The sequence below is a fragment of the Streptomyces sp. NPDC038707 genome, assembly GCF_040636485.1.
Lineage (GTDB): Bacteria > Actinomycetota > Actinomycetes > Streptomycetales > Streptomycetaceae > Streptomyces.
Genome location: NZ_JBEZUP010000005.1, coordinates 192,708 through 205,602, shown reverse-complemented (window position 1 = coordinate 205,602; position 12,895 = coordinate 192,708). Strand labels below are relative to the sequence as shown.

General features: G+C 72.3%; 9 protein-coding genes. 6 read left to right on the top strand and 3 right to left on the bottom strand.

Translation table 11 applies throughout. The features are described 5' to 3' along the window. Positions 1–41 precede the first annotated feature (41 nt). The 5 genes from AB0E62_RS09725 to AB0E62_RS09705 all read left to right on the top strand — a co-directional run bounded on the left by AB0E62_RS09725 (position 42) and on the right by AB0E62_RS09705 (position 7,432). The gene (locus AB0E62_RS09725; protein ID WP_362190479.1) at positions 42–842 is read left to right on the top strand and encodes an ATP-binding cassette domain-containing protein; all 801 of its coding nucleotides are present in this window, start codon (positions 42–44) and stop codon (positions 840–842) included. Beyond that, positions 839–2,152: a sugar ABC transporter permease gene (locus AB0E62_RS09720; RefSeq protein WP_362190477.1), complete on the top strand. Its 1,314-nt coding sequence runs from the start codon at positions 839–841 to the stop codon at positions 2,150–2,152. Before AB0E62_RS09725 ends, AB0E62_RS09720 begins: the two co-directional genes overlap by 4 nt. 157 nt (positions 2,153–2,309) lie before the next feature. Continuing rightward, positions 2,310–4,238, top strand: coding sequence for a 1-deoxy-D-xylulose-5-phosphate synthase (gene dxs, locus AB0E62_RS09715; protein ID WP_362190475.1), 1,929 nt, complete (start codon positions 2,310–2,312; stop codon positions 4,236–4,238). A gap of 142 nt (positions 4,239–4,380) precedes the next feature. Continuing rightward, positions 4,381–5,892: an amino acid permease gene (locus AB0E62_RS09710; protein ID WP_362190473.1), complete on the top strand. Its 1,512-nt coding sequence runs from the start codon at positions 4,381–4,383 to the stop codon at positions 5,890–5,892. 70 nt (positions 5,893–5,962) lie between these two features. Then, positions 5,963–7,432 carry a glycosyltransferase family 39 protein gene (locus AB0E62_RS09705; protein WP_362190471.1) on the top strand — a complete coding sequence of 490 codons (1,470 nt, stop codon included), beginning with the start codon at positions 5,963–5,965 and terminating at the stop codon, positions 7,430–7,432. A 173-nt stretch (positions 7,433–7,605) separates the two neighbouring features. Here AB0E62_RS09705 and AB0E62_RS09700 read toward each other — a convergent pair whose 3' ends face one another. Further along, complete coding sequence (locus AB0E62_RS09700; RefSeq protein ID WP_362190469.1) at positions 7,606–7,998, bottom strand: NTP pyrophosphohydrolase; 393 nt, start codon at positions 7,996–7,998, stop codon at positions 7,606–7,608. Between the two features lie 73 nt (positions 7,999–8,071). Here AB0E62_RS09700 and AB0E62_RS09695 point away from each other — a divergent pair, with 73 nt between their 5' ends. Continuing rightward, on the top strand, positions 8,072–9,088 hold the full coding sequence (locus AB0E62_RS09695) for a hypothetical protein (RefSeq protein WP_362190467.1): 1,017 nt from the start codon (positions 8,072–8,074) through the stop codon (positions 9,086–9,088). A 51-nt stretch (positions 9,089–9,139) separates the two neighbouring features. Here the strand turns inward: AB0E62_RS09695 and AB0E62_RS09690 are convergent, their stop codons facing one another. Further along, a complete protein-coding gene (locus tag AB0E62_RS09690) occupies positions 9,140–11,269 on the bottom strand; it encodes a 3-hydroxyacyl-CoA dehydrogenase NAD-binding domain-containing protein (protein ID WP_362190466.1) in 2,130 nt (709 codons plus the stop codon). Next, complete coding sequence (locus AB0E62_RS09685) at positions 11,266–12,483, bottom strand: acetyl-CoA C-acyltransferase (protein ID WP_362190464.1); 1,218 nt, start codon at positions 12,481–12,483, stop codon at positions 11,266–11,268. The genes AB0E62_RS09690 and AB0E62_RS09685 overlap by 4 nt, the downstream gene beginning before the upstream one ends. Positions 12,484–12,895 lie beyond the last annotated feature (412 nt).

Genomic DNA, 12,895 nt, shown 5'->3' with positions numbered 1-12,895 from the left:
AACTTCTGCACAACCTCCCGCCGGGTCAGGCGGCGAAGGAGATGGTTCACGTGTCCGCTACGCCCGTGCTGGCGTTGCGCGGGGTCTCCAAGCGGTTCGGTGCCGTTCAGGCGCTCACCGACGTAGAGCTCGAGATCCACGCCGGTGAGGTGGTCGCCCTGGTCGGCGACAACGGCGCCGGAAAGTCCACGCTGGTCAAGACGATCGCCGGCGTCCACCCCATCGACGAGGGTGTCATCGAGTGGGATGGCAAGCCCGTGTCGATCAGCAAGCCGCACGACGCCCAGGCGCTGGGCATCGCGACGGTCTACCAGGACCTCGCCCTGTGCGACAACATCGACGTCGTCGGCAACCTCTTCCTCGGCCGTGAGCTGAGGAAGTGGGGCGTGCTGGACGAGGTCGAGATGGAGCGCCGCGCCCGCGAGCTGCTCACCACGCTGTCGATCCGCATCCCCAGCGTCCGCATCCCGATCGCCTCGCTCTCCGGCGGTCAGCGCCAGACCGTGGCCATCGCCCGTTCCATGCTCGGCGACCCCAAGCTGGTCATCCTGGACGAGCCCACCGCCGCCCTCGGCGTCGAGCAGACCGCCCAGGTGCTCGACCTGGTCGAGCGGCTGCGCGAGCGCGGCCACGCCGTCATCCTCATCAGCCACAACATGGCGGACGTGAAGGCGGTGGCCGACAAGGTCGCCGTCCTGCGCCTCGGCCGCAACAACGGCGTCTTCGAGGTCAAGTCGACCTCGCAGGAGGAGATCATCTCCGCCATCACCGGCGCCACCGACAACGCCGTCACCCGCCGTGCCGCCCGCACGTCCAGCGCGAACGGGGAGGCTTCCCAGTGAGCATCGACAAGACCTCCGCCACCGAGCCCGGCACGGCGTCCCCGCAGGACGCGACCCCGGTCGAGAACCCCGAGGCCGCCGCCGCCGCGGTCACCGCCGTCGACCCGCGCCTGCTGGTGCAGGAAGAGGGCCTGCTCGGCTACTGGAACGAGTTCAAGCGCAAGATGAAGGCCGGCGAGCTGGGCTCCCTGCCGGTCATCGTGGGCCTCGCGGTCATCTGCGTGATCTTCCAGGCGCTGAACTCGAACTTCCTGTCCGCGCAGAACATCAACGACGTGACGATCACCATGGTCGGCACGGGCATGATCTCCGTCGGCATCGTCTTCGTCCTGCTGCTCGGCGAGATCGACCTCTCGGTCGGCTCGGTCAGCGGCGCGGCCAGTGCCCTGATGGCGGTCCTCGCGGTCAACCAGGGCTGGCCCGAGTGGGCGGCCGTCCTCCTCGCCGTCGTCGCCGGTCTCGCCATCGGCGCGCTGCACGGCTTCTTCTTCGCGGTGCTCGGCGCGCCCGCCTTCGCCGTCACCCTGGCCGGCCTGCTGTTCTGGCTCGGCTTCATGCTGAAGGTGCTGGGCGAGGACGGCACGATCAACCTGGACGGCGACGGACTGGTCGCCAAGCTGACCACGTACTACTTCTCGGACATCGCGGCCGCCTACGGGCTCGCCGTGATCGTGGTCGGGGTGTTCTTCCTCACCTCCTTCCTCGGCAACCGGCGCCGGGAGGCCGCGGGCATCCCGTCCCGGCCGCTGAGCGACACGGTGCTGCGCACGGTGCTGCTGGCCGTGGTCGCCTTCGCCGCCGCCTACATGTACAACCAGTACAAGGGCCTGCCGCTGGCCACGGTGGTCTTCCTGGTGTTCCTGGTCGCCAGCGACTTCCTGCTGCGCCGCACCACCTACGGCCGCAAGGTCTTCGCACTCGGCGGCAGCGTCGAGGCGTCCCGGCGCGCGGGCATCAACGTCACGGCGGTGCGGATCTCCGTCTTCGCGATCTCCGGCGGGTTCGCCGCGATCGGCGGCCTGTTCCTGGCCTCGAAGATCGCCTCCGCCAACCAGAGCGCCGGCACCGGCGACCTGCTGATGAACGCCATCGCGGCGGCCGTCATCGGCGGCACCTCGCTCTTCGGCGGGCGCGGCCGGACCTGGAACGCGCTGCTGGGCGTGCTGGTGATCGTGTCCATCCAGTACGGTCTCCAGCTCCAGTCCATCGCGGAGCCGGTGAAGTACATGATCACCGCCGCCGTTCTGCTGACCACCGTCGTGATCGACTCCATCACGCGCAAGACGCAGAAGACCGCGGGCCGCGCCTAGCGGCCGCCCGCCCCAGGGGCGCGGATCACCGCGCGCACCGGCCGTCGTGGCCGGTGCGCGCGGTCGACCGCGCCCCTTCGGGGTGCCTGCCGGGCCCGGCATTAGACTCGGGCGAGCCCGGCAACAGCTCGATCAGCTCTAGTTCAAGGAGGCACGGGTGCCGCTGCTGACCCGCATCAGGGGACCGCGCGATCTGGACCGGCTCAGCCTGGAGGAGCTGGACCAGCTGGCAGAGGAGATCCGTACCTTCCTCGTCGACGCTGTCTCCAAGACCGGCGGCCACCTCGGTCCGAACCTCGGTGTGGTGGAGCTGACCATCGCCCTGCACCGCGTCTTCCACTCACCGAAGGACAAGGTGCTGTGGGACACGGGCCACCAGTCCTACGTGCACAAGCTGCTCACCGGCCGGCAGGACTTCTCCCGGCTGAAGATGAAGGGCGGCCTGTCGGGGTACCCGGCGCAGTCCGAGTCCGAGCACGACGTCATCGAGAACAGCCACGCGTCGACCGTGCTCGGCTGGGCCGACGGCATCGCCAAGGCCAACCAGCTGCGCGAGCGGGACAGCCATGTCGTCGCCGTGATCGGTGACGGCGCGCTGACCGGCGGCATGGCCTGGGAGGCGCTGAACAACATCGCCGAGGCCAAGGACCGCCCGCTGGTCATCGTCGTCAACGACAACGAGCGCTCCTACGCCCCGACCATCGGCGGCCTCGCCAACCACCTGGCGACCCTGCGCACCACCGACGGCTACGAACGCTTCCTCGCCCGGACCAAGGACATCCTCGACCGCACCCCGGTCGTCGGCAAGCCGCTGTACGAGACGCTGCACGGCGCCAAGAAGGGGCTGAAGGACTTCATCGCCCCGCAGGGCATGTTCGAGGACCTGGGCCTGAAGTACGTCGGCCCGATCGACGGCCACGACATCGAGGCGCTGGAGTCCGCGCTGGCCCGGGCCAAGCGGTTCGGCGGCCCGGTGATCGTGCACTGCCTGACCGAGAAGGGCCGCGGCTACCAGCCCGCCCTCCAGGACGAGGCCGACCGCTTCCACGCCGTCGGCAGGATCCACCCGGACACCGGGCTGCCGATCACCTCCTCCGGCGCCGACTGGACCTCGGTCTTCGGTGAGGAGATGGTCAGGCTGGGCGAGGAGCGCGAGGACATCGTCGCGATCACCGCCGCGATGCTCCAGCCGGTCGGCCTGGACAAGTTCGCCAAGCGCTTCCCCGACCGGGTCTACGACGTCGGGATCGCCGAGCAGCACGGCGCCGTCTCCGCGGCGGGCCTCGCCTACGGCGGGCTGCACCCGGTCTTCGCCGTGTACGCCACCTTCCTCAACCGCGCCTTCGACCAGGTCCTCATGGACGTGGCCCTGCACAAGTGCGGGGTGACCTTCGTACTGGACCGGGCCGGGATCACCGGCACCGACGGCGCTTCCCACAACGGCATGTGGGACATGTCGATCCTCCAGGTGGTGCCGGGGCTCAGGCTGGCGGCGCCGCGCGACGCCGACCAGGTGCGCGCCCAGCTGCGCGAGGCCGTCGCCGTCGAGGACGCGCCGACCGTGGTGCGCTTCTCCAAGGGCGCCGTCGGCCCCGCCGTGCCCGCGGTGGGCCGGGTCGGCGGCATGGACGTGCTGCGCGAGCCCGGCACCGACAGCCCCGACGTGCTGCTGGTCTCCGTGGGCGCCCTCGCCCCGATGTGCCTGGAGATCGCCGCCCTGCTCGACAAGCAGGGCATCTCCGCCACCGTGGTCGACCCGCGCTGGGTCAAGCCCGTCGACGAGGCCATGGCCCCGCTGGCCGAGCGGCACCGGGTCGTCGTCACCGTCGAGGACAACAGCCGGGCCGGCGGTGTCGGCTCCGCCATCGCCCAGGCCCTGAGGGACGCGGGCGTGGACGTGCCGCTGCGCGACTTCGGCATCCCGCCGCGCTTCCTGGACCACGCCTCCCGCGCCGAGGTCATGGCCGAGATCGGGCTGACCGCGCCCGACATCGCCCGCCAGGTCACCGGGCTGGTCGCCAAGCTCGACGGCCGGTACGAGCGGTCGGCCGGCACCGTGGACTCCGTGGAGGCCGCGCGCGACTGAGCGAGCGCCCCGACGGGCCGGTTCCGCCACTTCCCCCAAGTGGCGGAACCGGCCTGTTTGCGTGAACCTGCCTGTGCCGGGGCAAACCGGTCCACCGGCCCTCTCGATCATGTCGAGGCCGGCAAGCGTGGGAGGTGGGTTCGTGAGCAGCACGCTGTTCCGGACGAAGAACGTCGAGCAGTCCATCCAGGACACCGAGGAACCCGAGCACGCGCTCAAGAAATCACTGTCCGCCCTGGACCTGACCGTCTTCGGCGTCGGTGTCATCATCGGCACCGGCATCTTCGTCCTCACCGGCACCGCGGCGAAGAACACCGCCGGTCCCGCGGTCTCGCTGTCCTTCGTCATCGCCGGTGCCGTCTGCGCGCTCGCCGCCCTGTGCTACGCCGAGTTCGCGTCCACGGTCCCGGTGGCGGGCTCCGCCTACACCTTCTCCTACGCCTCGCTGGGCGAACTCCCCGCCTGGACCATCGGCTGGGACCTGGTGCTCGAGCTGGCGCTCGGCACGGCCGTGGTCGCGGTCGGCTGGTCGGGCTACATCCACTCGCTGTTCGACAACTGGGGCTGGCACCTGCCCGCGGCGCTCGGCGGGCGGGACGGCGCCACCGGCTTCGGCTTCGACATCCTCGCCGCCGCCCTCGTGCTGCTGCTGACCGTCATCCTCGTCGTCGGCATGAAGGTGTCCGCCCGGGTCACCTCGGTGGTCGTCGGGGTCAAGGTGGCCGTCGTCCTCGTCGTGATCATCGCGGGCGCCTTCTTCGTCCGGGGCGCCAACTACCACCCGTTCATCCCGAAGGAGCAGCCCGCCGCGGCCGGCGGCAGCCTCAAGGCGCCGCTGATCCAGCTGATGTTCGGGTGGGCCCCCTCCCACTTCGGCGTCATGGGCATCTTCACCGCCGCCTCCGTGGTCTTCTTCGCCTTCATCGGCTTCGACGTCGTCGCCACCGCCGCCGAGGAGACCCGCAATCCGCAGCGCGACGTCCCGCGCGGCATCCTCGGCTCCCTGGTCATCTGCACCGCCCTGTACGTCGCCGTGTCTATCGTCGTCACCGGCATGCAGAAGTACAGCGCGCTGTCGGTGGAGGCGCCGCTCGCCGACGCGTTCAAGGCCACCGGGCACCCCTGGTTCGCGGGCCTGATCAGCTTCGGCGCCGCCGTCGGCCTGACCACCGTGTGCATGATCCTGCTGCTCGGCCAGTCCCGGGTGTTCTTCGCGATGAGCCGCGACGGGCTGCTGCCCCGGTTCTTCTCCCAGACCCACCCGAGGTTCCGCACCCCCTACCGGTCCACCATCCTGCTCGGCGTCGTCATCGCCGTCGTGGCGGGCTTCACCAGCCTGAGCGAACTGGCCGAGCTGGTGAACATCGGCACCCTCTTCGCCTTCGCCGTCGTGGCGCTCAGCGTGATCATCCTGCGCCGCACCCGCCCCGACCTGCCCCGGGCCTTCCGCACCCCGCTGGTCCCGCTGGTCCCGGTGCTGTCGGTGCTCGCCTCGCTGTGGCTGATGCTGAACCTGCCCGCGGAGACCTGGCTGCGGTTCGCGATCTGGATGCTGATCGGTTTCGTCGTCTACTTCCTCTACGGCCGCTCCCACAGCCGTCTCGCCGCACGGCAGCGCGCCGCGGCGGGCGCGGGCGCGCGCCCGCCCACCTGACCCCGGCGACACTCCCTGCCCCGTATGTCCTCGGGCGCCCGGCGCCAGGTGTCCGGATACCGTGCTGACCATGCTCGCCGCCCCGCTCGCCGCCGTACGGACCGCGACCCCCCGGACGGCGTACTGGATCCGGCTGCTGCCCCTGCTGGCCGCGCTGGCCTGCGTCACCCGGATCCCCTCTTTCGCCCGCCCGCTGTGGAACCCCGACGAGGGCTACCTCGCCGTGGAGGCCCGGCTGCTGGCCCACGGCGGGCAGCTCTACGAGACGGTGGTGGACCGCAAGCCGCCGCTGCTGCCCTGGCTGTACGAGGCGGCGTTCGCGCTGTGCGGCTCCGGCTCCCTGACCCCGCTGCGGATCCTCGCCGTCCTCGCCCAGCTGCTCACCGCCGTGGCGCTGGCCTCCCTGGCCCGCCGCCACTGGGGCGACGCGGCCGGCCGCACCGCCGGGGTGCTGTGTCTGCTGCTGTCGGTGGGGCTCAACCCGGAGGACACGCAGGCGGCCACCTTCGAGGTGTTCATACTGCCCTGGACGGCCGCCGCCGTGTGGTGCGCGGACCGCGGGCGCTGGGGCGCGGCCGGGTCCGCCGTCGCCGCCGCGTTCCTGACCAAGCAGACCGGCGGCGCGGTCCTGCTGCCGGTGCTCTGGCTGCTGCGCCGGCACGGTGACGTCCGGCCGGCCCTGCCCCGGCTCGCGGCCGGCTGCACCGTGCCCGTGCTCGGCGCGGCGCTGCTGACGGATCCGGCCGGCTTCCTGTTCTGGACGGTGACCGGCTCCGCCGCCTACGCCTCCGTCAGCGGCTCCGAGCTCCACGTCCTGCGCCGCGCCCTGGCCAACACCGCGCTCCTCGCGGCGGCCTCGGCGGGACTGCTCGGGCCGCTCGCGCGGGCCCTGCGCCGCCCGCGCACCCGGGCGGCCGAGCCATGGCTCTGGCTGTGGTTCGCCTCCTCGGCCGTCGCCGTGGTGCTCGGCTGCCACTTCTTCGGCCACTACTACGTGCAACTCGTCCCGCCGCTCGCCCTGCTGGCCACCGCCGCGCTGCACGCCGTGCCCGGGCAGCGGCACCTGGCCGCCGTCCTCGCCTCCGGCTGCGCCTGCGCCCTCTTCGTCGGCTGGGGCCTGATCGCCCCGCGCACCGAACTCGCGCACGCCGAGCGGCTGGCGGCGGCCCTCGCGCACCGCACGGCACCCGGCGACCGGGTCCTGGTGTGGGGGATGCACCCCGAGACGTACTGGCTGGCCGGCCGCGCCCCCGCCACCCGCTACCTCACCGCGGGCCTGCTCACCAACTACAGCGGCGGCCGGGACGGCGCCCGGGTCGGCGAGGCGTACGCGGTCCCCGGCACCTGGCCCGTCTTCCGCCGCGAGCTGGCCGCGCACGCCCCCGCCGTGATCGCCGACGACTCCCGCGGCAAGCCGTACGCCCCGGCCCGCCTGCCCACCCTGCGCCGTCTGCTGGAGAGCGGGTACACGGAGCTCGCCCGGGTGGACGGCGCGGTCCTGTACGCCCGCGTGGCGGCGCGGCCGGGCGCAGGACCGTAGCGGCCCGCGGCGCGGCGTGTGGCGGGGCGGCTCCCGGCGGCCGGCCCCGGCGGGCCGCCGTGGCGACCGCGGCTTCCGGAGCGCGGGTCCCGTCGGCCGTGACTCTCGCCGGGGAAGGCCCCGGCGACGGTGCTTCCCGGTGGCCGGCCGGCGCGGCGCCGTAGCGGCAGGGCTCAGCCCAGAACCGTACGCGGCCCCGCCACCCGCGCGCCCAGTTCCGTCACCCGGCGGCGCAGTTCGCGGTCGGCGGTCACCACCAGGCGGGGGCGGCCGGAGCCGGCGGCGGCCAACTCCACGATGCGGTCGTCCCCGCTGCCCGGCGCGGACTCCACCCGCACGCCCGGCACGGAGGCCACGCCCCGGGCCGCGCCCTCGACCACGAGCACGATCTCCACCGGCCCCGGGTGCCCGGGCAGGCCCTCGCCCGCGAGCCGGTCCCGCAGCCGCTCGGCCGCCCCCTTGCGGTCCTTCCACCAGCCGTCGGGCCGCGAACCGACGACGTTCGCGCCGTCCACGATGACGAGCGGCGGGGCGGGGGAGGGCGGGGCGTCGAGGGGCTCGGTCATACCGCAAGGGTCCCATGGCCCGAGCCCGGGGGCCGCGCCCCGGGGCCCGTTCCGGGCGGCTTAAAGTGAACCGGTGAACGGCGACTGGCTCCTTCGCGGCCGAGACGGCCGGCTCAGTGTGTACCAGCTGTCGGGCGACGCCGTCCTGTGCCGGGCGGAGCGCGGCCCCGGCGGCCCCTGGTCCGCCGCCCGCAGGATGGGCGGCGACCAGAAACTGCACCCCGTCCTGGCGGTCGGCCAGGGCACCGACCGCTATGCCCATCTGGTCTCCTGGCGGCCCACCGTCAAGGGCGAGGCCGGACTGGTGCACTCCACGCACTTCCGTCCGCATCTGGCCGCCCTGGACTGGCAGCCGATCGGCCACCCGGACAAGACCGGCGGACGCACCGGCACCCCCGCGGTCACCGTCGACGCGCAGGGCCGTGCCCATGTGTTCGTCCGGAACAAGGCCGGCGGTGTGAGCATGCTCGGCCAGAAGGAGAAGGGCGGCTGGGGCCCCTGGCGGGACCTGAAGGGCAGCGAGGTGCACGAACAGTTGGCCGCGGTCACCGCGGCGTCCGGCACGGTGGAGCTGTACGCGGCCGACCCCCGGGGCCTGCTGTACTGGCGTCAGGAGTCGCCGGGCGCCGTGCCCGTGCTCCAGGAGTCCCTTCCCGCCCCGGTCCGGCCGGGCACCCTGCGTGCCCTGGCCACCTCCGCGGACCGTACGACCGTCTTCTACACCGACACCGACGACACCCTGTGCGCCTGGCGGCCCGGCGGCAAGCCGGTCCCGCTGCTGCCCGCGGCCGGTCCCGGCCCGGTCTCGGCGGTCCGCTGCGACCTGGACGGATACGACTGCACCCTGCTGGCGCAGCGGACGGCGAGCCGCCGGGTTGCCTTCGCCGGGTACCCGACCGAGCAGGAGTCGGCGGGCGCCTGGTGGACCGAGTCGGGCCCCGAACTGCCGCTGGACGCCCTGGTGTCCCTCACCACGGACGAGACGGACCGCGTGGTGGCGGCCACCCTGTCCCCGTCGACCGGACAGCTCCTGCTGACCCGCCGCAAGGACGAGCCCGGGCTGGCGCTGGAGGCGTGGCGGCAGTTCTGACCACGCGAAAGGGCCCCCGCCGAAGCGGGGGCCCTTTCGCGTCCTACGGGATCACGCCGGGACGCTGGCCACGCCAGGGGCCAGGAACTTCTTGCCGTTCACGCGCTCGGAGACGCCCTCGCGGTCCAGGTACGGCGTGATGCCGCCCAGGTGGAAGGGCCAGCCGGCGCCCGTGATCAGGCACAGGTCGATGTCCTGGGCCTCGGCGACGACGCCCTCCTCGAGCATGAGCCCGATCTCCTGCGCCACCGCGTCCAGCACCCGCGCCCGCACCTGCTCCTCGGTCAGGACCGTGTCGCCCTGCTCGAGCAGCGCGGCGACCTCCGGGTCCAGTTCCGGCTTGCCGCTGTCGTAGACGTAGAAGCCGCGCTTGCCCGCCTCCACGACCGCCTTGAGGTTCGGGGAGACCTTGAAGCGGTCCGGGAACGCGCCGTGCAGCGTCTCGGAGACGTGCAGGCCGATCGCCGGGCCGACCAGCTCCAGCAGCACCAGCGGGGACATCGGCAGACCGAGCGGCTCGACGGCCTTCTCGGCGACCTCGACCGGGGTGCCCTCGTCGATGACGTTCTGGATCTCGCCCATGAAGCGGGTCAGGATGCGGTTCACGACGAACGCCGGGGCGTCCTTGACCAGTACCGCGGTCTTCTTCAGCTTCTTGGCGACGGCGAACGCGGTCGCCAGGGAGGCGTCGTCCGTCTGCTCGCCGCGGACGATCTCCAGCAGCGGCAGCACCGCGACCGGGTTGAAGAAGTGGAAGCCGACGACCCGCTCGGGGTGCTTCAGCTTCGACGCCATTTCGGACACGGACAGCGAGGAGGTGTTGGTGGCGAGGATCGCGTGCGCCGGGGCGACCGCCTCGACCTCCGCGAACACCTGCTGCTTGACGCCGATCTCCTCGAACACGGCCTCGATGACGAAGTCCGCGTCGGAGAAGCCCTCGGCCTTGTCCAGGACACCGGTGACCAGCGCCTTGAGGCGGTTGGCCTTGTCCTGGTTGACGCGGCCCTTGCCGAGCAGCTTGTCGATCTCGGCGTGGACGTAGCCCACGCCCTTGTCGACGCGCTCCTGGTCGATGTCGGTCAGCACGACCGGCACCTCCAGGCGGCGCAGGAACAGCAGGGCGAGCTGGGAGGCCATCAGACCGGCGCCGACGACACCGACCTTGGTGACCGGGCGCGCCAGGTTCTTGTCCGGGGCGCCGGCGGGACGCTTGCCGCGCTTCTGGACGAGGTTGAACGCGTAGATGCCGGCGCGCAGTTCACCGCCCATGATCAGGTCGGCGAGGGCCTGGTCCTCGGCGTCGAAGCCCTGCTGGAGGTCGCCGTTCCTGGCGGCGGCGATGATGTCCAGGGCGCGGTAGGCGGCCGGGGCCGCGCCGTGCACCTTGCCGTCGGCGATGAACCGGCCCTTGGCGACGGCCTGGTCCCAGGCCTCACCTCGGTCGATCGCCGGGCGCTCCACGGCGATGTCGCCCTTGAGGACCTGCGCCGTCCAGATCAGCGACTGCTCCAGGAAGTCGGCGCCTTCGAAGAGGGCGTCGGCGATCCCGAGGTCGAAGACCTGCTGGCCCTTGAGCTGCCTGTTCTGGTTCAGCGAGTTCTCGATGATGACCGAGACGGCCTTCTCGGCGCCGATCAGGTTCGGCAGCAGGGTGCAGCCGCCCCAGCCGGGGACCAGGCCGAGGAAGACCTCGGGCAGCGAGAACGCCGGGATCGCCTTGGAGACGGTCCGGTAGGTGCAGTGCAGACCGACCTCGACGCCGCCGCCCATGGCCGCGCCGTTGTAGTACGCGAAGGTCGGCACGGCCAGCTTCGACAGCCGCTTGAAGACCTCGTGGCCGCCCTTGCCGATGGCGAGCGCGTGCTCGTGCTCCTTCAGCAGCTCGACGCCCTTGAGGTCGGCGCCGACGGCGAAGATGAACGGCTTGCCGGTGATGCCGACGCCGACGATCTCACCCTCGGCCGCCTCCTTCTCGACCTGGTCGACGGCGGTGTTCAGGTTCGCCAGCGAGGCCGGGCCGAAGGTGGTCGGCTTGGTGTGGTCCAGGCCGTTGTCCAGCGTGATCAGCGCGAACCGGCCCGCGCCGAAGGGGAGGTCGAAGTGGCGCACGTGCGCACTCGTGACGACCTCGTCGGGGAACAGGTCCGAGGCCTGCTTCAGAAGCTCGGCGGTGGTGCTCACTTGTCCCCCTCGAAGTGCGGGTTCTCCCAGATGACCGTCGCGCCCATGCCGAAGCCGACGCACATGGTGGTCAGGCCGTAGCGGACGTGCGGCTGTTCCTCGAACTGGCGGGCCAGCTGGGTCATCAGCCGGACGCCGGAGGAGGCCAGCGGATGGCCGAAGGCGATGGCGCCGCCGTACTGGTTGACGCGCGCGTCGTCGTCGGCGATGCCGTAGTGCTCCAGGAAGGCCAGGACCTGGACGGCGAACGCCTCGTTGATCTCGAACAGGCCGATGTCGGAGATGCTCAGACCCGCCTTGGCGAGGGCCTTCTCGGTGGCCGGGATCGGGCCGTAGCCCATGACCTCCGGCTCGACGCCCGCGAAGGCGTACGACACCAGGCGCATCTTGACCGGCAGGCCGTGCTCGCGGGCGAAGTCCTCGCTCGCGATGACGGACGCGGTGGCGCCGTCGTTCAGACCGGCCGCGTTGCCCGCGGTGACCCGGCCGTGCACACGGAACGGCGTCTTCAGGTTCGCCAGGTTCTCCAGCGTGGTGCCCGGGCGCATCGGCTCGTCGGCGGTGACCAGGCCCCAGCCGGTCTCGCCGCCCTCGGGGCTGGTCCGGCGCACCGAGATCGGCACCAGGTCGGCCTGGATCTTGCCGTCGGCGTACGCCTTGGCGGCCTTCTCCTGCGAGCGCACCGCGTACTCGTCGGCGCGCAGCTTGGTGATCGACGGGTACCGGTCGTGCAGGTTCTCGGCGGTCATGCCCATGAAGAGGGCGGACTCGTCGACCAGCTTCTCGGAGACGAAGCGCGGGTTGGGGTCCACGCCCTCGCCCATCGGGTGGCGGCCCATGTGCTCGACACCGCCGGCGATGACGGCGTCGTAGGCGCCGAACGCGATCGAACCGGCGGTGGTCGTCACGGCGGTCAGCGCGCCGGCGCACATGCGGTCGATGGAGTAGCCGGGCACGGACTGCGGCAGGCCGGCGAGGATGCCGGCCGTACGGCCGAGGGTCAGGCCCTGGTCGCCGATCTGCGTGGTCGCGGCGATGGCGACCTCGTCGATCTTCTTCGGGTCCAGCCCGGGGTTGCGGCGCAGCAGCTCCCGGATCGCCTTCACGACAAGGTCGTCGGCGCGGGTCTCGTGGTAGATGCCCTTCGGGCCCGCCTTGCCGAACGGGGTGCGGACGCCGTCGACGAAGACGACGTCCCTGACGGTACGAGGCACGATGGCTCTCCTCCAGATGCGGGGTGGCACTGCTGCGTTGCGCTGAGCGCGCGCTCAGCCCCATGCTACTTATGAGTAACGTAGCTGCACAGCCCTGTACGGGGGAGCGGTGAACGTCACACCTCCGGGTGAGCCACCGAACTCATCGGCGCCGGCACGGACGTGCGCACCGGACGGGCCGGCCGGCCCGGCCAGGAGTCGCCCGGGGCCGGCGGCGACACACCGCTCCGGGCGCCGCCGCCGACGGCGCCTCACCGGAGAAGCCGGCCGCCATCCGCCACGCTCCGGCCGGTTCCGCCACCCGCCCGGCCCGGTCGAACGCCGCCGCCCGGATGCCCACGTGGCCGCCGGCCCGGGCGGTCCCGCGGTGCCCGAGCCCCGCGAGACGGCGCACCGCGTCGCCGGCGGCGGT